The 21983-nt window shown below is 60.3% G+C and carries 23 protein-coding genes; 11 read left to right on the top strand and 12 right to left on the bottom strand.

The window, feature by feature from the left end:
• Nucleotides 1–248 precede the first annotated feature (248 nt).
• A complete protein-coding gene (locus tag PL599_RS07575; protein ID WP_269823295.1) occupies nucleotides 249–1229 on the bottom strand; it encodes a bifunctional riboflavin kinase/FAD synthetase in 981 nt (326 codons plus the stop codon).
• 47 nt (nucleotides 1230–1276) lie between these two features.
• Entirely contained in the window at nucleotides 1277–2125 is an 849-nt protein-coding gene (locus tag PL599_RS07570) for a TIGR01459 family HAD-type hydrolase (RefSeq protein ID WP_269823296.1), read from the bottom strand.
• Nucleotides 2126–2492: 367 nt separating this feature from the next.
• On the opposite strand from PL599_RS07570, the gene groES reads away from it, so the two are divergent.
• From groES to PL599_RS07550, 4 genes are all read left to right on the top strand, one after another.
• Complete coding sequence (gene groES, locus PL599_RS07565) at nucleotides 2493–2789, top strand: co-chaperone GroES (RefSeq protein WP_077982871.1); 297 nt, start codon at nucleotides 2493–2495, stop codon at nucleotides 2787–2789.
• Between the two features lie 73 nt (nucleotides 2790–2862).
• Nucleotides 2863–4497 (top strand): chaperonin GroEL, encoded by a 1635-nt coding sequence (gene groL, locus PL599_RS07560; RefSeq protein WP_077982872.1) that lies wholly within the window; start codon nucleotides 2863–2865, stop codon nucleotides 4495–4497.
• Between the two features lie 661 nt (nucleotides 4498–5158).
• A complete protein-coding gene (locus tag PL599_RS07555) occupies nucleotides 5159–5578 on the top strand; it encodes a hypothetical protein (RefSeq protein WP_077982873.1) in 420 nt (139 codons plus the stop codon).
• 152 nt (nucleotides 5579–5730) lie between these two features.
• On the top strand, nucleotides 5731–6177 hold the full coding sequence (locus PL599_RS07550) for a DoxX family protein (RefSeq protein WP_142912818.1): 447 nt from the start codon (nucleotides 5731–5733) through the stop codon (nucleotides 6175–6177).
• Between the two features lie 59 nt (nucleotides 6178–6236).
• Here the strand turns inward: PL599_RS07550 and hisG are convergent, their stop codons facing one another.
• From hisG to hisS, 4 genes are read right to left on the bottom strand one after another with little or no spacing between them, the layout of a single operon-like run.
• On the bottom strand, nucleotides 6237–6929 hold the full coding sequence (hisG, locus tag PL599_RS07545; RefSeq protein WP_137409830.1) for an ATP phosphoribosyltransferase: 693 nt from the start codon (nucleotides 6927–6929) through the stop codon (nucleotides 6237–6239).
• A complete protein-coding gene (locus PL599_RS07540; protein ID WP_142912817.1) occupies nucleotides 6926–8053 on the bottom strand; it encodes an ATP phosphoribosyltransferase regulatory subunit in 1128 nt (375 codons plus the stop codon). Before PL599_RS07540 ends, hisG begins: the two co-directional genes overlap by 4 nt.
• Nucleotides 8054–8069: 16 nt before the next feature.
• The gene (locus PL599_RS07535; protein WP_269823298.1) at nucleotides 8070–8438 is read right to left on the bottom strand and encodes a VOC family protein; all 369 of its coding nucleotides are present in this window, start codon (nucleotides 8436–8438) and stop codon (nucleotides 8070–8072) included.
• Nucleotides 8439–8442: 4 nt separating this feature from the next.
• Nucleotides 8443–9966, bottom strand: a complete 1524-nt coding sequence (hisS, locus tag PL599_RS07530) for a histidine--tRNA ligase (protein ID WP_269823299.1) — start codon at nucleotides 9964–9966, stop codon at nucleotides 8443–8445.
• Nucleotides 9967–10202: 236 nt separating this feature from the next.
• Between hisS and relB the strand changes: the two genes are divergently transcribed.
• From relB to PL599_RS07515, 3 genes are read left to right on the top strand one after another with little or no spacing between them, the layout of a single operon-like run.
• Nucleotides 10203–10436: a type II toxin-antitoxin system RelB family antitoxin gene (relB, locus tag PL599_RS07525; RefSeq protein WP_191217037.1), complete on the top strand. Its 234-nt coding sequence runs from the start codon at nucleotides 10203–10205 to the stop codon at nucleotides 10434–10436.
• Complete coding sequence (locus PL599_RS07520; protein ID WP_191217136.1) at nucleotides 10420–10689, top strand: type II toxin-antitoxin system RelE family toxin; 270 nt, start codon at nucleotides 10420–10422, stop codon at nucleotides 10687–10689. The genes relB and PL599_RS07520 overlap by 17 nt, the downstream gene beginning before the upstream one ends.
• Nucleotides 10690–10695: 6 nt before the next feature.
• Nucleotides 10696–11460, top strand: a complete 765-nt coding sequence (locus PL599_RS07515; RefSeq protein ID WP_173988215.1) for a hypothetical protein — start codon at nucleotides 10696–10698, stop codon at nucleotides 11458–11460.
• A gap of 25 nt (nucleotides 11461–11485) precedes the next feature.
• Here the strand turns inward: PL599_RS07515 and PL599_RS07510 are convergent, their stop codons facing one another.
• Nucleotides 11486–12403: a LysR substrate-binding domain-containing protein gene (locus tag PL599_RS07510; protein WP_269823300.1), complete on the bottom strand. Its 918-nt coding sequence runs from the start codon at nucleotides 12401–12403 to the stop codon at nucleotides 11486–11488.
• 81 nt (nucleotides 12404–12484) lie between these two features.
• On the opposite strand from PL599_RS07510, the gene PL599_RS07505 reads away from it, so the two are divergent.
• Complete coding sequence (locus PL599_RS07505; protein ID WP_269823301.1) at nucleotides 12485–13528, top strand: YeiH family protein; 1044 nt, start codon at nucleotides 12485–12487, stop codon at nucleotides 13526–13528.
• Nucleotides 13529–13552: 24 nt separating this feature from the next.
• Here the strand turns inward: PL599_RS07505 and PL599_RS07500 are convergent, their stop codons facing one another.
• Together PL599_RS07500 and PL599_RS07495 are read right to left on the bottom strand one after the other, a co-directional pair.
• Nucleotides 13553–13996: a hypothetical protein gene (locus tag PL599_RS07500; protein WP_269823302.1), complete on the bottom strand. Its 444-nt coding sequence runs from the start codon at nucleotides 13994–13996 to the stop codon at nucleotides 13553–13555.
• On the bottom strand, nucleotides 13993–14622 hold the full coding sequence (locus PL599_RS07495) for a DNA-3-methyladenine glycosylase I (RefSeq protein ID WP_269823303.1): 630 nt from the start codon (nucleotides 14620–14622) through the stop codon (nucleotides 13993–13995). Before PL599_RS07495 ends, PL599_RS07500 begins: the two co-directional genes overlap by 4 nt.
• Before the next feature lie 235 nt (nucleotides 14623–14857).
• Between PL599_RS07495 and PL599_RS07490 the strand changes: the two genes are divergently transcribed.
• Both PL599_RS07490 and PL599_RS07485 read left to right on the top strand, forming a co-directional pair.
• Nucleotides 14858–15634 (top strand): L,D-transpeptidase, encoded by a 777-nt coding sequence (locus PL599_RS07490; RefSeq protein WP_080791296.1) that lies wholly within the window; start codon nucleotides 14858–14860, stop codon nucleotides 15632–15634.
• A gap of 263 nt (nucleotides 15635–15897) precedes the next feature.
• A complete protein-coding gene (locus tag PL599_RS07485) occupies nucleotides 15898–16557 on the top strand; it encodes an outer membrane beta-barrel protein (RefSeq protein WP_149146854.1) in 660 nt (219 codons plus the stop codon).
• 210 nt (nucleotides 16558–16767) lie between these two features.
• Here the strand turns inward: PL599_RS07485 and glcF are convergent, their stop codons facing one another.
• From glcF to PL599_RS07470, 3 genes are all read right to left on the bottom strand, one after another.
• Nucleotides 16768–18069, bottom strand: coding sequence for a glycolate oxidase subunit GlcF (gene glcF, locus PL599_RS07480; RefSeq protein WP_077983319.1), 1302 nt, complete (start codon nucleotides 18067–18069; stop codon nucleotides 16768–16770).
• A gap of 3 nt (nucleotides 18070–18072) precedes the next feature.
• Nucleotides 18073–19287: a glycolate oxidase subunit GlcE gene (gene glcE, locus PL599_RS07475; RefSeq protein ID WP_269823304.1), complete on the bottom strand. Its 1215-nt coding sequence runs from the start codon at nucleotides 19285–19287 to the stop codon at nucleotides 18073–18075.
• A gap of 223 nt (nucleotides 19288–19510) precedes the next feature.
• On the bottom strand, nucleotides 19511–20944 hold the full coding sequence (locus tag PL599_RS07470; protein ID WP_269823305.1) for an FAD-linked oxidase C-terminal domain-containing protein: 1434 nt from the start codon (nucleotides 20942–20944) through the stop codon (nucleotides 19511–19513).
• A gap of 110 nt (nucleotides 20945–21054) precedes the next feature.
• Here PL599_RS07470 and PL599_RS07465 point away from each other — a divergent pair, with 110 nt between their 5' ends.
• Complete coding sequence (locus PL599_RS07465; RefSeq protein ID WP_142912808.1) at nucleotides 21055–21954, top strand: LysR family transcriptional regulator; 900 nt, start codon at nucleotides 21055–21057, stop codon at nucleotides 21952–21954.
• Nucleotides 21955–21983 lie beyond the last annotated feature (29 nt).

The raw sequence follows: 21983 nt of genomic DNA, 5'->3' as shown, positions 1-21983 counted from the left end.
CGCCGTCTCAATTTCAAAGAGGGCAAATACGGAAAGCGCCATGACCAAAGTCATGACAAGCGCCAAAATCCCGGACCTTCCGGCTCGTCAGAGCGGGCGGAAGGCCGGGCCAATAATTCGGCCAATCTGAGTTTTAAACATCAACCGGTATTGGGACATGGCCGGTTGTTTATGCGGTTTTCCGGCAAAAAGGAAGAGAAAAGCGACGGCAATATCGACCGGAACAGGGGCTGACCGGCCTTACCCGGTCAGAACGCGATCCTGGCGTCCAGTTCGCTGAGCGGGCGCACGCCCGATAACATCGCCCTCGCCTCTTCTTCATCGCGCCTGATCTGGGCGACGAGCGGATCAAGACCGTCGAATTTCAATTCATCGCGCAGGTGCCCGAAGAAGGAGACCGAACAGACCTCGCCATAAAGATCGCCGGAAAAATCGAAGACGAATGTTTCGAGCAGCGCCGCACCGTCTTCGGTGACGGTCGGGCGGTAACCGAAGCTCGCCACGCCATCGCGGATCGAACCGTCCGGGCGGCGGAACCGCACGGCATAAATGCCGGCCTTCAGCTCCGTTTCCGGCGCCAGCGCCATGTTGGCGGTCGGATAACCCAGCGTGCGACCGAGCTTCTGGCCACCGATGACTTCGCTTTCCACCGTGAAGCGATAGCCGAGCAGGCCGGCGGCGCCCACCACATCGCCTTCGCACAGAAGCGAGCGGATGCGGCTGGAGGAGACGACATCCGCACCTTCGTCGCGGAAGGCATCCACCAGCGTCACGTCGAAACCGTGGCGTTTGCCGGCCGCCATCAGAAATGCCGGGCCGCCTTCGCGGCCCTTGCCGAAATGGAAATCGAATCCGGTGACAACAGCGCTGGCGTGAAGCCAGTCGACCAGAATAGACTGGACGAATTCCTCCGCCGAGCGCTGCGAAAATTCCCGGTCGAAGGGATATTCGATGACGGAGCGGAAACCGATGGCCTCGAGAATGCGCGCCTTCAGCGGCGCGGGCGTGAGGCGGAAGACCGGCGTATCGGGACGGAAGACGGAACGGGGATGCGGCTCGAAGGTCAAAACCAGCGCGGGCACGCCGCGGGCTTCCGCCAGTTCCAGGGCACGATCCAGCACAGCCCGGTGGCCGCGATGCACGCCGTCGAAATTGCCGATGGCGATGACGCCGCCGCGAAGGGCTTCCGGCAGCGGCTCCTTTTTTTCATTGCGGTGAAAGACGGTCATGGCAATCGATCCATTCCTGCGCCAGCTATTCCTTAGCCGAGACGGCTTCAAGCAAGACGGGGCATCCACCAGCCGGGAGCAGCACCCTGCCCCTTGAGATAGGCGTTGAGAAGCGCCTCGTCCGTCTGGCCGTTCAGCGTATATTCGGCGGCGTGAATGCCGCCGCTGATATAAAGAAGGTTTAGGCCGCTCGCAATCGCGCCCTTCACATCCGTCGGCATGCCGTCGCCGATGGCGAGCACGCGGTCCTTGGCGAAGGCGCCGCGCACTTCCTTGGCCGCCGCAAGGCAGGCCTCATAGATCGGCGCATGCGGTTTGCCGGCAATGCGGACTTCGCCGCCGAGCTGTTCGTAATAGGCCGCCATGGCGCCGGCGCAGGGAATGATGCGCTCGCCGCGCTCCACCACAAGATCGGGGTTGGCGCAGATCATCGGTGCATTGCGGGCGATGAAGCCCTTGAGCATTTCGGTATAATCTTCCGGCGTTTCCGTCTCGTCGTCGAAAAAGCCGGTGCAGACCACGGACTGCGCTTGTGCCTCGCCAACGACGTCAACATCAAGGCCTTCCAGCAGCGGCATGTCGCGCTCGGGGCCAAGCAGGAAGACCTTTTTCGGGCCTTCCGCAATCAGTCCGCGGGTCACGTCGCCAGAGGTGATGATCCGATCATAAGCCTCATCCGGCACGCCGAGAACGCGAAGCTGGGCGATGACGCCGGGAGCGGGGCGCGGCGAATTGGTGATGAGCACCACCGTCTTGCCGGCCTTGCGCGCTTCGTGCAGCGCAACTGCCGCATCCGGAAAGGCGCTGACGCCATTGTGCAGCACGCCCCAGACATCCGAAAGAATAACGTCGAACCCATCAGTGATTTCGCCGAGAGTGAGAATGCGATGGGCCATGAGATGCTTTCCGGATGCTAGAAAAGGGTGAGCGTCACATCGCAAAGCGGGACGCCAATGGCAAGGAAAAAAGCGCCGCCAGGGCGGTCTTTGACCCGCCTGACGCAGCATGAACACAAATACCCCCTAGATACGATGCGGCCGCAACCCGCGAAAAGAATGTCGTCGTAGCGCCTGCCCGCACATGGGAAATTTCTGTCATGGAACGCTGATAACCATAAGCCATGAAATTTTTCAGACAGGGCGTTCTTGACTCCGGCAGAAGCCCTCCTTATCTCGGTTCCGCTGGCACTCGATAAACGAGAGTGCTAACACCCATCAGGCGAGTGCAAAAACTCGCGCAGTCATTTGATCGAGGGATTAGACAATGACAAGCACCAACTTCCGCCCGCTTCACGATCGCGTCGTCGTTCGTCGCGTTGAGTCCGAAGAAAAGACCAAGGGCGGCATCATCATTCCCGATACCGCCAAGGAAAAGCCGCAGGAAGGCGAAATCGTCGCCGTCGGTTCCGGCGCACGCGATGAGTCCGGCAAGGTCGTCGCTCTCGACGTCAAGGCTGGCGACCGGGTTCTGTTCGGCAAGTGGTCGGGCACCGAAGTCAAGCTCAACGGCGAAGACCTTCTGATCATGAAGGAAGCCGACATCATGGGCATCATCGGCTGATTTCGGCCAACCCATCCTTCCTTAAATTTCAAGCCGGACCCGTTCCGGCCATTCGAAACCAGGAGTTTTGAACATGGCAGCCAAAGAAGTAAAATTCGGCCGCACAGCACGCGAAAAGATGCTCAAGGGCGTCGACATTCTTGCTGATGCAGTGAAGGTCACCCTCGGCCCGAAGGGTCGTAACGTCGTTATCGACAAGTCCTTCGGCGCTCCGCGCATCACCAAGGACGGCGTTTCCGTCGCCAAGGAAATCGAACTGGAAGACAAGTTCGAGAACATGGGCGCGCAACTCGTTCGCGAAGTTGCCTCCAAGACCAACGACATTGCCGGTGACGGCACCACCACCGCGACCGTTCTGGCCCAGGCCATCGTTCGCGAAGGTTCCAAGGCAGTTGCTGCCGGCATGAACCCGATGGACCTGAAGCGCGGTATCGATCTGGCCGTCGCTGAAGTCGTCAAGGACCTTCAGGCCAAGGCCAAGAAGATCAACACGTCCGAAGAAGTTGCACAGGTCGGCACGATCTCTGCAAACGGCGAGCGTCAGATCGGCCTCGACATTGCTGAAGCAATGCAGAAGGTCGGCAACGAAGGCGTCATCACCGTTGAAGAAGCCAAGACCGCTGAAACCGAACTCGAAGTCGTCGAAGGCATGCAGTTCGACCGCGGCTACCTGTCGCCCTACTTCGTGACCAACCCGGAAAAGATGATTGCGGACCTCGAAGACGCATACATCCTCCTGCACGAAAAGAAGCTCTCGAACCTTCAGGCCATGCTGCCGGTTCTCGAAGCCGTCGTTCAGACCGGCAAGCCGCTCGTCATCATCGCTGAAGACGTCGAAGGCGAAGCTCTTGCAACGCTCGTCGTCAACAAGCTGCGTGGCGGCCTCAAGATCGCTGCTGTCAAGGCTCCTGGCTTCGGCGACCGCCGCAAGGCCATGCTGGAAGACATCGCCATCCTGACCGGTGGTACCGTCATCTCCGAAGACCTCGGCATCAAGCTCGAAAACGTTACTCTCGACATGCTCGGCAAGTCGAAGAAGGTTTCGATCTCCAAGGAAAACACCACCATCGTTGACGGCGCCGGCCAGAAGTCCGACATCGAAGGCCGTGTTGCCCAGATCAAGGCGCAGATCGAAGAAACCACCTCCGACTACGACCGCGAAAAGCTGCAGGAACGTCTTGCCAAGCTCGCTGGCGGCGTTGCCGTTATCCGCGTCGGCGGCTCGACGGAAGTCGAAGTGAAGGAAAAGAAGGACCGCATCGACGACGCTCTCAACGCGACGCGCGCTGCCGTTCAGGAAGGCATCGTACCGGGCGGCGGCGTTGCCCTGCTGCGTTCCTCCACGAAGATCACCGTCAAGGGTGAAAACGACGATCAGGAAGCTGGCGTCAACATCATCCGCCGCGCCCTGCAGGCTCTGGTTCGCCAGATCGCAGACAACGCGGGTGACGAAGCTTCGATCGTTGTTGGCAAGATCCTCGAGAAGAACGAAGACAACTACGGCTACAACGCCCAGACCGGCGAATATGGCGACCTGATCCAGCTCGGCATCGTTGACCCGGTCAAGGTTGTCCGCACGGCTCTGCAGAACGCAGCCTCGGTTGCTTCGCTGCTGATCACTACCGAAGCCATGATCGCCGAGCTTCCGAAGAAGGACGCTCCGATGCCGGCAATGCCGGGCGGCGGTATGGGCGGCATGGACTTCTAATCAGTCCTGTCACCGGAATTAAGAAAGGGCGGTCTTCGGATCGCCCTTTTTCTTTGCCGATACCTACGTGATTGACGGAAGGCGGCGCAGCTTAACGGCCTCATCCTTGGGCCGTCCCCAAGGATCTAATCACATCCAATAAAATCAGTCGTTTGCAGGTTCTTGGGCCTCTCCCAAGGAGGACGTCGACGCTCTCGCGAGAGATGCCACATGGAATCAACAGGTTGCACAATTCTTAAGGCCGCAGGAGGAGAAGTTCGTGTATTGTCCCGTTTTGGAACAGGCGTGATTTTATCCGGCTATTTTTTGCAGCCCTATGCAATAATGGGGCACATTCACCAGCGAATCGCCACCCCATACGGGGCCGACCTCAACTCGGACCGCCTTATAAGTGCGCTGTTTAGTTGTACTTTTTCGCATGCCTCACGATTTTGAAGAAGAAATACATAATATTTTTGATTTTCTCACTGAGTGGTTGTTGTAGGTAGTGGAAAATAAACTATAAGTCAGCCCCCGTAAGGGTTCCGCGCCGAGGCGGCCACGCATTGAAGGGGTTTCGATGTATGGCAAATATGCTCGACTGCGGGGGGCGGTAAGGGTTCAACCTAGCAGTGGCGCTTGAAGCGGCGGTGCTGGCACGTGTTCATGCGGGGGGCGCGATTTGTTTGAGATATCAAGACGCAACGATGCTCTGCCTGCGGCGGTAACAACCACGCCCGATCCCCGGACCCTGTCGCATTTCTTCATGTCGGAGGAGTGGAGCAGCGATCTTTCGAGCGGCGTCATCCGGCTCGGCGAACATGCGTCATTTATGCACGGCCTGCCGCCGGGCGAGTGCGGATTGCTCAGCCTTGTCCGCTGTTACGACCGCGCAGACCACGCCCGCGTGCTGGAACTTTTCGAGCAGGTTTCCACCGCGCCCTCACGTTTCTGTTTTTCAACCGGCCTTTCCATCTTGCCGGCGATGCGGCAGCCGGTCATCTGCATGGGTGAATCTTCCGGCTTCGAAAAAGGCCAGCAAGGGCGCATAACCGGACTTTTCCTGTTTCCGCGCTTTGAGGATATTCGCTTCGCCGCCTGAACATAATCCGGTTAGACACCCGAGACCGTTCACAAAATGAAGACGATTTGTCTTCTATTGTTCATCTTTATGGGCGGATGATTTTCGGTCATTGATATCTTCAGACATTGCAGTTCAACCGGCGACACGCCGATTATTTACCGGAGATATCCATGTCCACCAGCCAGAACGTTCTCGTTCTCATCGCCCGTCTTCTGCTTTCCTTCATCTTCATCACCTCGGGCTTCAGCAAGCTCGTCGATCCGGCCGGCACGGCCGGCATGATCACCGGCGCCGGCCTGCCCGCCGCAACCGCGCTTGCCTATATTGCAGGCCTGTTCGAACTCGTCGCCGGCCTTGCCATTCTCGCTGGTTTCCAGACCAAGATCGCTGCCTGGGCGCTTGCCGTTTTCTGCATCTTCACCGGTCTGGTTTTCCACAGCGGCACCGTTGCCGTTCCTGGCTGGCCTGAGCCGGCTCTTGGCTGGATCAACACGCTGAACGGCATCATGATGGTCAAGAACATCACCCTTGCCGGCGCTTACATCCTGCTTGCCGCCTTCGGCGCTGGCGCCTATTCCGTCGACGCCAAGCGCGGCGCGGCTGTCGCCCACGCATAAGCGAAACCGATTACCAAAAAAAAAGCCGCCGGATCGCTCCGGCGGCTTTTTTTACGTCATCAGACCGCAGCCCTGATGCGCGAGACGATTTCCTGAACCGCCGCATCGCCTTCATGGTCGGGCTTGCGGGCACGCACGAAGCAGGCTTCTGAACGGACGATGATGCCGTCCGAGAGGATTTTCAGGTGGTTGGCCTTCAGCGTCGAGCCGGTTGAAGTAATATCGACGATGATATCCGCCTGCCCCGCCGCCGGCGCACCCTCGGTCGCGCCGAGGCTTTCAACGATACGATACAGCTGAATGCCGTGCTGGCGCGAAAAGAACTGCTGCGTCAGCCGCCAATATTTGGTGGCAATGGCGAGCCTTCGGCCATGACGGGCGCGGAATTCGGACGCCACATCGCCAAGATCGGCCATGCTGTCCACATCGAGCCAGATCTCAGGCACGGCGACAACGACATCCGCATGACCGAAACCGAGACGGGCGCAGAATTCCACCTGCGCGTCGGCATTGGTCAGCCCCTCGCGTACAAGGTCCTCACCCGTCACGCCGAAATCCACCGTGCCAGCGCCGATCTCGCGGGCGATCTCGGAGGCTGAGAGATAGGCGATCTCGATATCGTCACGTCCTTCGATGCGGCCGCGATAGGAGCGGTCGTTACCGACCGACGCAACCTTCAACCCGGCGCGTTCCAGAACGGCGGACGCGTCTTCCTTCATCCGGCCCTTGGAGGGCAATGCGATGGTGATCATGGCTTGTCGCTCCCGCGCATCGTCTCGATGCGATCCAGCCAGAGCGAGAAGCCCACTGCCGGTATTTTTTCCTGTGCGCCGAGAAGCGTGAGCAGCCGGTCGTAACGGCCGCCGCCCGCCAGCACGCTGTCGCTGCCCGCCTCCACCACCTCGAAAACAAGGCCGGTATAATAATCGAGCGGGCGGCCAAAGGCAGCGCCATAGGTGACGGTTTCAAGATCGACACCGGCATTGGCAAGGGCCGCAACGCGTTTATCGAAAGCGGAAAGCGCGCCGTCCAGCTTCAGTTTGGCCTTGGCGGCAAAATCGCCAAGAACCTGCGAGGCCCGAGGCAAAGGCGCCTGCAAGGCCAGGAACTGTTTCAGCAACTCGAAACTCTCATCCGGCAGGCGCGTCGCCGCAAGCGCGAGCTTCTCCCGCAGACGGCGGGCAATTTCGAGCGGTGAGCGGCTGGCATTGGTGGAATAGCCGGTTTCCTGCATCACCGTGTCGAGATAATCGACCAGCACCGCCTCGTCGCCCGTCGCCAGAAGGCCGGCGACCCGCGCGTCGAGGCCGGTCATTGGCTTCGGATGCATAAGGCTTTCCAGCAGCGCGTCCAGCTGCGCCATATCGCCGAAGGCCTGCACCAGCCGCTTCTGCCAGCCGAGCGGCAGGCCAAGCGCTGCAACCACCGCCTCGAATACCTGCTGGTCACCCAGCGTCACCGCAAGCGAACGGCCGGGCAGCAGCCGCTTCAAAATGCCGGTGGCGTCGATGACAGCGCGGGCATCGGCAGCGGCAATATCGGTATCGCCGAGATCTTCGATGCCGGCCTGATAAAACTCGCTTGCACCTTCACGGCGCTGGCGGAAGACCTCACCCACATAGGAATAACGCTTCGGCGTACCGGTCGCCGTCTCGATATGGCGCAGGCAGACTGGGATGGTGAATTCGGGGCGCAGGCAGAGGCTTGTCCCCGTCTCGCTTTCCGTCATGAAGATACGGCGGCGCAAATCCTCGCCGGCCATATCCAGAAACGGTTCGGCGGGCTGGATCACAGGCGTGTTCACGCGGCTTGTGCGGCGCGCGGCGAATTCTTCCAGTAGCTCTCCGGAAAATTCCGGCATGTCGATCAGGGGCATGGAACGGTACTTTTCGTCACGGTTCGAGCGGCTGCATCATTTCGATGCGGTTTCCGAAGGGATCATGGACATAAAACCGGTGATACCCTTCCAGCGGCTCATCCTCAACCACATGGCAGCCTGCTGTTTCAAGTGTTTTTCGCAAGCTTGCCAGATCATCGACCAGAAGGGCCGGATGGGCTTTCTTCGCCGGGCGGAAATCCTGCTCGACGCCGAGATGCAGTTTTATCGGGCCGCAGGTGAACCAGCACCCGCCGCGTGCGGCCAGATTGGCGGGCTTTGCCTGCTCCGCAAAACCAAGCAGGCGGCCGTAAAACCGCCGCGCTTCTTCTTCGCAGCCCGCCGGCATTGCCAGTTGAACATGGTCGAGCGCAAGGATCGCCATGGCTTCAGCGCCCTTCGGCGGCGCGGCGAACGTCCTCTGCCTGATGCTCCAGAATCTCGCGAACCTTCGCCACCAGCTCGGCTTCCGGCACGCTGACCTGCGCCACCCGCGCCTCGCGCCAGCTGGCATTGTCCTCGATCTCGCCGGAAAGGCGCTTGCCTTCGATCAGATCCTTGATCTGCACCACGCCCTCGGCGCGCTCGTCACCGCCCTGAATGATGGCGATGGGGGAGCCGAGACGGTCGGCATATTTCAGCTGGTTGCCGAATTTCTTCCAGTTGCCCTGATACATTTCGGCGCGGATGCCCTCGGCGCGCAGCGCCTGGGTAAAGCGCTGGTAACGGCCCATGCTCTCCACATCGCCATCCATGACCGTGACGAGCACCGGGGCGAGCGGCTTGACCTGTCCGAGCTTGCCGAGGTTCTTCAGCGCCGTCATCAGGCGTGAAACGCCGATGGAGATGCCAGTAGCCGGAACCGGCTGGCCCATGAAACGCGAAACGAGACCATCGTAACGACCGCCACCGCCGACCGAGCCGAACACGACCTTTTCGCCCTTTTCATTGGTAACGTCGAAAGTCAGCTCAGCCTCAAAGACCGAACCCGTATAATATTCGAGGCCTCGAACGACGGAGGGGTCGATCTTGATGCGTGTCGCATCATAACCGGCACTGGAGACCAGGGCGCCGATGGTGTTGAGTTCATCAACGCCTTCCTCGCCCTTCGCCGTACCCGCAACCAGTTCTGCAAGATCATCGGCACTATCGGCATAATTCGTGATACCGACGAAAAACAGAACCTTTTCGATCTGCTCGTCACCGAGGCCCGCACCCTTGGTGAAATCACCCGACTCATCCTTGCGGCCGGGACCGAGCAGCAGCTTCACGCCCTCCGGGCCGAACTTGTCGAGTTTGTCGATGGCGCGCAGCACGTTGAGACGACGACCGGCATTGTCCTCACCCCCGAGGCCGATCGCTTCCATGACGCCGTCGAGCACCTTGCGGTTGTTGACGCGGATGACATAGTCGCCGCGGCTGATGCCGAGCGCTTCCATCGTATCGGCCATCATCATGCACATTTCGGCATCGGCCTGCACGCCGGAGGCGCCCACCGTATCGGCATCGAACTGCATGAACTGCCGGAAGCGGCCGGGGCCTGGCTTTTCATTGCGGAAGACATAACCGGCGCGATAGGTGCGGTAAGGCAGCTGGATTTCGTTGAAATTCTCAGCGACATGACGGGCGAGCGGTGCGGTCAGGTCGTAGCGCAGGCTCATCCATTGGTCGTCGTCATCCTGTAGCGAAAACACGCCTTCGTTCGGACGGTCGCTATCGGGCAGGAATTTTCCGAGCGCATCGGTATATTCGAACAGAGGGGTCTCGATCGGATCGAAACCGTAAAGCTCGTAGACCTTGCGGATTTTCTCGATCATCTCATTGGTGGCATGGATATCGGCAGCAGAACGATCCACGAAGCCGCGCGGCAGGCGGGCTTTCAGTTTCTGAGGCTTTTTTGCTTTTTCGCTCATGATGCCGATCCGATATTTTCCTGAAATTATGCCGGTGTTAAAGCGCGCCGCGCTTTAATTTCTGTTTTTGCGCATGTCTTTATCCCAAAATCGCTGCGCACTTTTGGGAGACATGCTTTAGAGGATGAAGCCCGGTGCGGCAAGCCGCAAAGGCTGCGGTTCTGCTGGCCCCGCAAGGCAAGTGATGATATATGGGATACGTGTATCCCACTTCGGATCGTAAAGGACCTGCCCCCATGAGCAAACAGACGGCCATCCGCCTGCCTGATGAGACCTATGAGCGGCTGAAGGCGCTGTCTGAGCGCACGGGCCGCACATCGGCTTACTATATCCGCGAGGCGATCGAGAAACATATCGAGGATATGGAAGACCTTTATCTTGCAGAAGAGGCGACTCGGCAACGCATCTCCAATAAGGAGCGCACCTATACTCTGGAAGAAGTGATGCGTGATCTTGATCTGGAGAATTGAATTCCAGCGAAATGCCGTCAAGCAACTGGGCAAGCTGACGAAGAGCGATGCCAATCGCATCGTTTCATTTCTGACGGACCGCGTTGCCCAGGACGACAATCCGCGCAGAACCGGCGCAGCGCTGCAAGGTTCTGAGCTCGGAAATTTCTGGCGTTACCGGGTGGGCGATTACCGCATCATCTGCGATATACAGGACCACAAGCTGGTCGTTCTGGTGGTCGAAATCGGCCATCGCCGTGAAATTTACCGTTAGGCATTCATGATCCTCGAAGCCCTGCAATATGCCGCCACCCGTGCGGTCACGCCGAAAGAATTCCGGCCGCATGTCCGCTATTCCGTCAACCTCTGGGCGCGCGCCAATCGCTGCGCGAAAGCCTGGGCGGAGCATGAGAACAACAGCCGGCAATTCGTGCTGCAAGCGGCGAGAAAGCTGAAGCAGCGACGGACGGCAGTCGTTCTGGGTTCCGGCCTGTTGCGGGATGTACCCCATGATGCGCTGGTAGCGATGTTCGATACCGTCGTTCTGGTCGATCTGGTGCATCTTGCCAGCGTCCAGGCGAAGCTGCGGCTGAACGCCAAAAAGAATGTCCGCATCGCCAATCGCGATCTCTCCGGCTTCGATGATCTCCTGGCGGGCCGGACGGCGGAACCGCTCGATTTCCTGCGGCGGGTGCCCTATCTCGATTTCGTCGTCTCGGCCAACCTCCTGTCGCAGATCGGCACGGGCGCGCAGCATCGGCTGGAACGGGAGAAAATCGCTGCTGCGCCGGATGATCTCTTGCCAAAGCTCATCCATACGCATGTCGATGCACTGGCCGGCCTGCCCTGCAAGGTTTGCCTTGTGACGGATACAGCCTTCGATGTCATCGGCAAGGATGGAAGCATGCAGCAGCATGAAGACCTGCTGCATGGCATCGAGATTGCCGCGCCTGCTGCCGCATGGGACTGGCCACTAGCCCCCTTCGGGGAGGAAAGCAGGGATTATCGCATCGTGCATCATGTCATTGCGCGGGAAATGACGTGATCATCACGCGCCTTGCGCCTGCGGCCTACAACCCCGCAAGTCCCGCCTTATAATCCTCCGACGCCGCCCGGCTGAGACGCTCCAGCTCCATCGCAGCGCGGCTGGTATGGCGCTCCTTGTGGCGCAGCAGGGCAAAATTGCGTGCCGGCAGATCGATACCGGCACGAACTAGCAGGCCCTGCCGCAGGAAAAGCGACGCGACGGAAGCGGAGACGGCGGTGGCCGCGCCGCCGGAGCGGGCAGCCATCACCACGGCCTCGTTGGATGGCAATTCCAGCATGACGGAGAGCTCACCCGGATCCACACCCATCTGCCGCACCGCCGCCTCAAAGGCGGAACGGGTACCGGAGCCCTGTTCGCGTAGAACCCACGAGGTGCCGTAAAGCATATCAAGTGCTGTGAGATAACGGCCATCAGCGAAAGGGTGGGCCGAACCGGTGACGACCAGCAGCTTGTCAGACACGACGGGCTGCACCATCAGTGCCGGCTCATCGATCTTGCCTTCGATGAACCCCACCTCCGCCAAGCCCTCCAGCACCGCCTGCGTCACCGTCTTGGTATTACCGATATCAAGCCGCACGGTCACGCCGGGATAGAGTTTCTTGAACTGCATCAGAATTGGCGGCAGCCAGTAGCTTGCAATCGTCTGGCTGGCGCAGACGGTGATTTCGCCGCGCGTCAGCCCGCCCATCTCAGAGAGGATCAATTCGGCATTGCGTACACGCGCCAGCGTCGCCTTTGCTTCGCCCAGAAACGCCCGGCCGCTTTCGGTCAACTCGATGTTGCGGCCGACGCGATGGAACAGCTCGACATTATAAAAGGCCTCGAGGTTCTTGATGGCGGAACTGACGGCGGACGCCGTGAGGCCGATGGCTTCGGCGGCGCGGGTCAGATGTTCGCGTTCGGCGACGGCGATGAAGATGCGGAGCTGTTCGAAGGTCATGGCGTTTCATTCGATTTTATCGAACGATATATGCCATATTATTTGATAGAATAAAACAGGCGACTGCGGCATTGTCTGCCCATGGCACACCATCGCACCCTCGCTCACCCCTTTCAGTTTTCTCTCCGCTGGCTCAGCCCGCTTCTGCCGGGCATTCTCATCTGCGCGGCGGTCAGCTGCGCGGCCATTCTGGCGGAGCGTTTTCAGGTACGGATTGCCGGCCACGCCTGGCTTGGCGATCTGGTGCTTGCCATCCTGATCGGCACGCTTTTGCGTTCGCTGGTGTCGCTGCCTTCAGTCGCTTCGGCGGGGATAAAGTTCAGTGCCAAGACGCTGCTTGAAATCGCCGTGGCGCTTCTCGGCGCATCCTTGAGCCTTTCCATTCTCAAAGGCGCTGGCGGCTTGCTGATCGGCGGCATCGCGCTGATCGTGGCGCTGTCGTTGGCTGTGAGCTACGCAGCCGGACGAATGCTGGGTCTACCGCCCAAACTCGCAACCCTTATCGCCTGCGGCAATTCCATCTGCGGCAATTCCGCCATTGCAGCTGCTGCGCCCGCCATCGGCGCCAAGCCTGAAGATGTCGCCGCCTCGATTGCTTTTACTGCCGTTCTCGGTGTCGCTGCCGTGCTTTTGATGCCGTTCCTGCCGCAGCTCCTCGGACTCGACGCCACCCAATACGGCATCTTCGCCGGGCTTACGGTCTATGCCGTGCCGCAGGTTCTGGCCGCCACCGCACCGCTTGGAGCCGTGGCCGTGCAGACGGGCACCATCGTCAAGCTCATCCGCGTGCTGATGCTAGGGCCTGTCATCGCCACTCTCTCCGTCATTCACGGCCAGTCCGGCAAGGGACGCCTGAAGCTGCAGCAGATGGTTCCGTGGTTCATCATCGGCTTCGTGCTGATGATCATGGCACGCTCCTTCGGCCTCATCCCCGAGGTCCTGCTTTCCCCCGTCGCCTCGCTCTCCAACATTCTCACGATCATGTCGATGGCGGCTCTGGGACTATCCGTCGATATTCGCAGCCTTCGCCATGCCGGTGGCAAGGTCATCATTGCCGCCAGCCTGTCGCTCGTGCTGCTGGGCGTTCTGAGTTTCGGCCTGATCATTCTGACGCAGGCAGCCTGATCAAACAGGGCTTGCTGGAGAGCTTTATTTAGCGGTGCTGACCGTCAATTTGTAGTGCGCGCCGAGCCCGCGGCGCGGCGATCCCAGGATCAGCGTCGGGCGGATCAGCCATTCCGTATCCGCCTTGGGCGTCAGGGTCGCCGTTTTCCCTTGGGAATCGCTGAAGAAGATCGCGTCCTCATCCGGCGTCGAAAAATCGAATATCGCCATCAGCACAAATTCGCTTGACGCGGCAAGTTCGATCTTCACCGTCTGCCCCGCCTTCACCTTCAGGCGATACACATCGCCACGCCCACGCCGCGTCCAGCCGTCCAGCGTCAGCGGTCCTTCCGGCGGCAGGGCTACTTCCCTCAGCCTTTCACCGTCATCGAGCCAGATGCCATCGACATTGCGGCTTTCCGCCAAGGATGGATGCGGCAAGGCAGCCACGGCCATGGTGAGCGCCAGAAGAAGGGAGGTTACCTTCATGGACGTACAAACTCCCGCCGCATGACCTCTATCGGCTGGCGGCAATGACAGCCTTCGATATGGTCGTTGACCATACCCATGGCCTGCATGAATGCATAGACGGTCGTCGGGCCGACAAAGGTCCAGCCCCGTTTCTTCAAATCCTTGGAAAGGCGGATGGAGGCGGCGCTGGTGGGATTGGCCCTTAACGTCGCATAGTCCAGCCTTTGCGGCCTTTCTGCGGCAGCGGGTTCGAAACCCCAGAAATAACGGGCGAGCGAACCGAATTCATCGCGCAGCGCCATGGCGCGGCGGGCATTGTTGATGGTCGAAACGATCTTGCCGCGATGGCGGATGATGCCCTTGTCGGCAAGGCAGCGCTCGATATCGGCGTCACCGAATTCCGCCACCTTTTCGAATTCGAAATTGGCGAAAGCGAGACGGAAAGCCTCGCGCTTGCGCAGAACGGTCAGCCAGGAAAGGCCGGACTGGAAACCTTCCAGGCAAATCTTCTCGAAAAGGCGGCGATCGTCGGTGACGGGATAACCCCATTCCTCGTCGTGGTAACGGCTGTAATCCGCAAGTCCCTGCTGCCAGAAACACCGCACCAGGCCATCCGCGCCCGTTTCAATTCCCGCTTCATTCATTCCGCAATCACCCTTCTCACTCCAGCCCGCGACCGGTTCAGACCGCGCACTTACCACTCATTCACCACGTTTCAAAACCGGGTGCTAACCTTAAATACAGCTTTCCCTAATCAAGCGCTTTTTAATGAGCCGCCATTTACGATTCGCTGGCGTCGAGGTGCGAACTTGTCCGTCAAAGCGGGCGAACAGGCCCGCAAATCCATAGTTGCGACATCCCGCAGAGAGAGTCCACCCGATGACGATGAAGTCCGTTTTTCTGGCGCTGAGCCTCGTTTCCACCTTTGCCGTTCCGGCCGCCATGGCCAATGAGCGTTATCGCGAGCGTCCGCCCATTGTCGTCAGCCCCGATCTTTCCGCCCCCTGGGTCACCCAGCTCGGCGGTCGCGGCAATGTTCGCCCCGTGGTTTATCCGCGCGCCCCTGCCGCACGCCAGCCGTTCTTCCAGCGGCGTCAGGCCGCCATGCCGCAGCGCCCCAGCTCCGGCGTCACATCGCAGCGCCCGGCAAGGGTGCAGAATGCCGCAGTACGCCCCAACGCGCCGGTGCGCACCCAGATCGCACCGCAATTCCTGCCGCAGATCGTCACCTATACGACCAGTGAAAAACCCGGGACCATCGTCATCGATACGCCGAACCGTTTCCTTTATCTCGTTCTCGCCGATGGCAAGGCCCGGCGGTACGGCGTCGGTGTCGGCAAGCCCGGTTTCGAATGGGCAGGCACCCACAAGGTGACCCGCAAGGCGGAATGGCCGAGCTGGACCCCGCCGAAGGAAATGATCACCCGCGAGGCGAGGAAGGGACATTACCTGCCGGCCTTCATGGAAGGCGGCCCGGCGAACCCGATGGGCGCGCGCGCCATGTATCTCGGCTCGACGCTTTACCGCATCCACGGCACCAACCAACCCTGGACAATCGGCAGCAACAATTCCTCCGGCTGCATCCGCATGCGCAACGAGGATGTCACCGATCTCTATGAACGCGTGAATGTGGGCACCAAGGTCATAGTGATATGATGGCAACGGCACCGCTAATACGTAGGCTTATATTCGGCGTGGCGGCGCATCGCGCTTGAATTGACGTCCCGCAGCGGTACAATCGGCGCTAGATTGATTGAAGGAGACTTGGCGGGGGACGCCAGGCGCCGGACCTCTCTCACAAAGATGACGGAACGGCCTTGAAACGGGTGGTCAACTGACCGCCCGTTTTTCGTTTCTGTCATTCAAATGTTATCAAAAAACGGTTTGGTGAATTACTGATATCAATCTGGATTCACTTCATGCCGCGCCATACTTCATTTGTTTGCGCCCTGCTCTTCAGCGGCGTTTCCTTCTCTGCCGCAATCGCGGGCGAATTTGAAATTTCCGGTTATGGCGGCTGGCAAAGCGCGCCGCACAGCGATGTGACGGTTTCCGACGGGCCTGATTTCCGGGCCGGGTGGGAAGGCAAGTCGTTTTCCAATCCACCCTATTGGGGCGTGCGCGGCACCTACTGGTTCGATGAGGGCCAGCTCAGGAATTTCGGCATCTCGCTCGATTTCACCCATGACAAGGTCTATGCCGACGACGAGACGCTTGCCCGTTCCGGCTGGTCGCATTTCGAATTCACCGACGGCCTGAACCTTTTGACGCTGAATGCGCTCTATCGCTTCCCGCTGGAATCCCTGCCGATCACCCCTTATGTGGGTGCCGGCGTCGGCATCAACGTGCCGCATGTGGAAGTCTACCGTCCCTCAGGCAGGACCTTCGAATACCAGTTCGGCGGCGCAACCCTGCAGGCGCAGGCCGGCCTCAGCTACCGCATCACCGACAACTGGTCGACCTTCGTGGAATATAAGGGCACCTATTCCTTCGTCGACGTCGATATCGACAATGGCGGCTCGTTGAAGACCGATATCATCACCAATGCGGTGAATTTCGGCGTGGCGTATAAGTTCTAGCTCTCTTCCGTCATTCATGTGCTTGTCACAGGAATCCAGCCGACGCGCGTCTGCGCGGCGGGGAGAGTCCTTCAAGCCCAAAGACTTGGGCTGGCTGGATCCCTGTGACAAGCACAGGGATGAGGAGAGAACAAAGAAAACCCTCACGACCCAATCTTTGCGGCACACGTCATGGCGCGCTGGATCACTGCCTTATCGGCACACGGCGTTCTAAACCGAAAGCCTCGCCGGTTTCGGCCCGCCATAGGCCCAGTCCAGCAGCTCCACCGTGTGCAGGATCGGCATATCCGTGCCGGTTCCGATCTGCGTGATGCAGCCGATATTGCCTGTCGCGATGACATCCGCCCGTGTGGCCTCGATGTTCTTCACCTTGCGCGCCTTCAGCGTGGCGGAAATCTCCGGCTGCAGAATGTTGTAGGTTCCGGCCGAGCCGCAGCAGAGATGCCCTTCCGCCGGATCGCGCACGGTGAAACCCGCCGCCTTCAGCAATTGTTTTGGGGCGAGCGTTATTTTCTGGCCGTGCTGCATGGAGCAGGCGGAATGATAGGCCACCGTCAGACCCTGATTCTGCTTTTGCGGCAGATCGAGGGTGGCGAGATATTCGGTGATGTCCTTCGCCAAAGCCGAGACCCGTGCGGCTTTTTCGGCATAGGCCGGATCGAGCCGCAGCATATGGCCGTAATCCTTGATGGTGGTGCCGCAGCCGGAAGCGGTGATGATGATGGCGTCGAGACCGCCGCGTTCCATCTCGCGCGTCCAGACGTCAACGTTGCGCCTTGCGGAGGTGAGCGCCTCTTCCTCGCGCCCCATATGATGCACGAGAGAACCGCAGCAGCCCTCCCCCTTCGGCACCACGACCTCAATGCCGAGCCGCGCCAGCAGGCGCAACGTCGCCTCGTTGATGCCGGGATCGAGCACCGGCTGGGCGCAGCCGGTGAGGATTGCCACGCGTCCACGTTTCTCGCCTTCGGCCGGCCGCTCTCCCGGACGGGTCGATGCGGAGGCCGCAGGCACGGCGACGGGGGCGAGAGCGAGCATGGATTGCAGCGGCTTCAGCGCCGGAACCTTGGCAAGCAGACCGGAGAAAGGCCGCGCCAGCCGGGCCAGATGCAGGGCCAGCCGGAAACGGGCTGGATGGGGCAGGACGGCAACCAGAAGATTACGGATCAGCCGATCCCTGAAGGGGCGCTTGTATGTCTGTTCGATATGGGCGCGAGCATGATCGACCAGATGCATGTAATCCACGCCGGAGGGACAGGTGGTGGTGCAGGCAAGGCAGGAAAGACAGCGGTCGATATGGGTGACGACCTCGCGGTCGGCCGGGCGACTGTTTTCCAGCATGTCCTTGATGAGGTAGATGCGGCCGCGCGGACTGTCCAGCTCGTTGCCGAGCGTGACATAGGTGGGACAGGTGGCGGTGCAGAAGCCGCAATGCACACATTTGCGCAGGATTTTTTCGGATTCCGCCACATGCGGATCGGCCAGTTGTTCTGATGTGAATGATGTTTGCATGGTTCAGACGGCCCCTTCCATCGTTACGGCCATCTTGCCGGGATTGAAGATGCCCGCCGGATCGAGCTTCTCCCTGATACGCGCAGAAAGCAGCGCTTCCGCCGCCGGGCGCGGTTCGAAGGCAGCGACCGTGGCGCGCGCCGCATCACTTGCCCTCACCAAAGTCGCGTGGCCGCCGCCAAGCGCCCGGATCGCGCCCCGCAGCAAATCCGCCTCGGGGTCCGCCTCCATCTGCATCCAGACAAGGCCGCCCTGCCAGTCGTAAAAGGCGTCTATGCCCGCCTCCATGCGCAGCGCCGCAACAAGCTGATGCCCCACCGAAGGCGCGACCGATACTTTCCACAAGGGCTTCGCCGCCTGCCCGGCATAGGGCGCGACATCGCGCACCTGACGCCACAAAAGCCTGCTCTCCTCGGCCTCCAGCAGCGCCCACGGCCCGACCCGGTCCATGACGGAAAGGAGTTTGGCCGTGCGCGCCTCCACCGAAGCCGCAAGGCCTTCCAGACGCAGAATGGTCGCCGGGCCGTCCGGCAATCCGCCATCGATGAAACGGGAACGAACGCTTTCCGGCAGATGCGCCGCGCCGGAAACCTCGACGCTCATCGCCATCGCCGCCGCCATGATGCGCGTCGCCGCTTCATCGTCGAGACCGGAAACGACGACGGTTTTTTCCACCGGTGGTTTCGGCAGCACGCGGAATGTGACTTCGGTGAGGAAACCGAGCGTGCCGAAAGACCCGGCCAGGAATTTCGAAAGATCAAGCCCGGTTACATTCTTCATCACCCGGCCGCCGGCCTTGATGACCTCACCGCTGCCATTGACGAAACGGATACCCAGCAGGCTGTCGCGGGCCGCACCGGCCACATAACGGCGCGGGCCGGAAACATTGGCGGCGAAGACGCCACCAATGGTCGGCTCACCTTCGGTGCCCATGATCGGGCGGTGATCCATCGGCTCGAAGGCCATCATCTGGCGGTTTTCAGTGAGAGCCGCCTCGACGGTGGCGAGCGGGGTGCCGGCCCTGACGGTCATGACCATTTCGGCGGGCAGATAGGAAACGATGCCGTTCATCGCGCGGGAAGAGAGTGCTTCATCTGCCGTGACAGCATTGCCGAAACCGGAGCGGGTGTTGCCGCCGATGATTTTCAGTGCGGATTTTCGCGCGGCGTGGTCGCGGATGATGTCGGCGACCTGGGTTTCTGCATAGGGGGTCAGCATGGGGCGGCGGGCTCCGGGCATGGGACAGCGACGTTTGCGCGAGGGGCACCCCCCTCTGCCCTGCCGGGCATCTCCCCCTCAAGGGGGGAGATCGATATGCCGCACTCGCTCGTTCCATGGGCGGTGTGTTCTCCGCTTGCCGATCTCCCCCCTTGAGGGGGAGATGCCCGGCAGGGCAGAGGGGGGTAAGCCACACTCTCCAACGTCAAAAATCCCACACCCATCATCCCCTCGCCTCCAGCGGAAACACCTTGGAAGGGTTCATCAGCCAGTCCTCATCGAAAGCCGCGCGCACCGCCATCTGCTGGGCAAGATCGGCCTCGCCGTACTGGTGGCGCATCAAGTCCCGTTTTTCGATGCCCACACCATGTTCGCCGGTGAGACAACCGCCGGCATCGACGCAGAGCTTCAATATTTCATTGCCTGCCTCTTCCGCACGGGCTGCGTCCTCCGGATCGTTGGCGTTGAACAGGATGAGCGGGTGCATGTTGCCATCGCCGGCATGGAAGACATTGGCGACGCGCAGGCCGAGCCGGTCGGTGATTTCGCTTGTCTTTTTCAATACATAAGAAAGTTGCGAAAGCGGCACCGTTCCATCCATGCAGATATAATCCGCGATGCGGCCGGTCGCGCCGAAGGCGGATTTGCGGCCTTTCCAGATTGCCGCCGCTTCCATCGCCGACTGGCATTCCTTCACCGTCTTCACGCCATGTTTTCGGGCAATCGCCACGATGTCAGCCAGCATGGCATCCATTTCCGCCTCGGAGCCTTCGACCTCGACGATCAGCAGCGCGCCGACATCCAGCGGATAGCCCGCTTTGGCGAAGGCCTCGCAAATTTCGATGGCCGGCTTGTCCATGAATTCGATGGCGACCGGGATGATGCCCGCCCCGATGATATCGGCCACGCAGGAACCGGCCTCCTCGGACGTCTCGAAGCCGAACAGCACCGGTCGCGCGCCTTCCGGCCTGGCGATCAGCCGCACTGTCGCTTCCGTGACGATACCGAGCTGACCTTCCGAGCCGCAGACGAGGGCGAGCAGATCGTAGCCGGCCGCATCGAGGTGCTTGCCGCCCAGTTCCAGCACTGTGCCATCGACAAGCACCATTTTCACGCCAAGCAGATTATTGGTGGTGACGCCGTATTTCAGGCAATGCGCGCCGCCGGAATTCATGCCGATATTGCCGCCGATGGTGCAGGCAAGCTGCGAGCTGGGGTCCGGCGCGTAAAAGAAACCTTCTGCACCTGCCGCATCGGAAATGGAAAGATTGGTGACGCCCGCCTGCACCCGCGCTGTACGGTTATAAAAATCCAGTTCGAGGATCGAGGCCATCTTGGAAAGGCCGACCACCACCGCATCCTCTTGCGGGATCGCCCCGCCGGAGAGCGAGGTGCCAGCCCCGCGCGGCACAACCGGTATGCCGTAACGGTGACAATATGTCATCACCGCCGCCACCTCCTCCGTCGTTTTCGGTAACGCCACGGCCAGCGGCAGGCGGCGATAGGAGACGAAGGCGTCGGTTTCGAAAGGCACGAGTTCGCGCGGTTCGTGCACGAGACAATCCGCCGGCAGAATATCCTTGAGGTCCGCTATGATGCGGTCACGCCCCGCGACGACTTTCGCGCGCGGCTCCAGAAACTTGATCGGCTGCGTCACCGCCCCTCCTCCATGCCATCTTACCAACTGGTATTCTTTCTTTACCACTTTGAAACGACGCAATCAAATGTTATGGATTTTTTCCATTCTGGAAACAATCGAGGGCAACTATGACGAATCTGGGCGATCTGGAAGTCTTCGCAAGCGTTGCCGCTTCCGGCAGCATGTCGTTGGCCGCAAGGGAGCTCGGTTATTCGCCCGCCGTCATTTCCAAGCGCATCAAGCGGCTGGAAGAAAAGCTGGGCGCACGGCTTTTCCAGCGCACCACGCGGCAAATCTCTTTGACCGAAGCGGGACAGGGCTTTTACGAGCGGGTGCTTGCCGTGCTGGAAGGGCTGGAGGAGGCCGAGGATTTCGTGTCCGGCCGCGCCAATACGGTCAACGGTACGCTGAAGGTTTCCGCGCCGACCTCCTTCGGGCGCATGCATATCGCGCCGCATCTGAAGGGTTTCATGGAGCGGCATCCGGATCTTTCGGTCAATCTGGTGCTGAGCGACGAATTCATCGACATCATCGAGGGTGGTTACGATCTGGCGATCCGTATCGCCGATCTCAATTCCTCCAGCCTCGTAGCTCGCAGGCTGGCGCCGGTGCGTCGCATGCTTTGCGCGTCAGCGGACTATGTGGCTGCCCACGGTATGCCGACAACAATCGAGGACTTGAAGAAGCACCGCTGCCTGCCTGCCCATAATAACGATGTCTGGCGGCTGGAGGGACCGAGCGGCGCGATGAGCATTCGCCCGGAGGGGATGCTTATCACCAATTCCAGCGAGGTGATCCGCGAGGCGGTGATATCAGGGCTCGGCATTGCGCTGCGCTCCACCTGGGATATCGGCCATGAATTGCGCAGCGGCAAGCTGGTGCAGGTTCTGCCGGGTTATGAGGGATCGCGAAACGTCACGCTCTCGGCGGTTTATCCGAGCCGGCAATTCCTGCCTGCGAAAGTGCGGCTGTTCATCGATTATCTGGCCGGGCTCTATGGGCCTTCACCCTATTGGGAGCAGAGCTGAGGGAACCGCCGCCTTTCTCATCCCTGTGC

Source organism: Agrobacterium sp. ST15.16.055 (assembly GCF_027956555.1).
Lineage (GTDB): Bacteria > Pseudomonadota > Alphaproteobacteria > Rhizobiales > Rhizobiaceae > Agrobacterium > Agrobacterium salinitolerans.
Note: the sequence above shows the minus strand (reverse complement) of the source record. Positions and strands in the feature narration are given on the sequence as shown.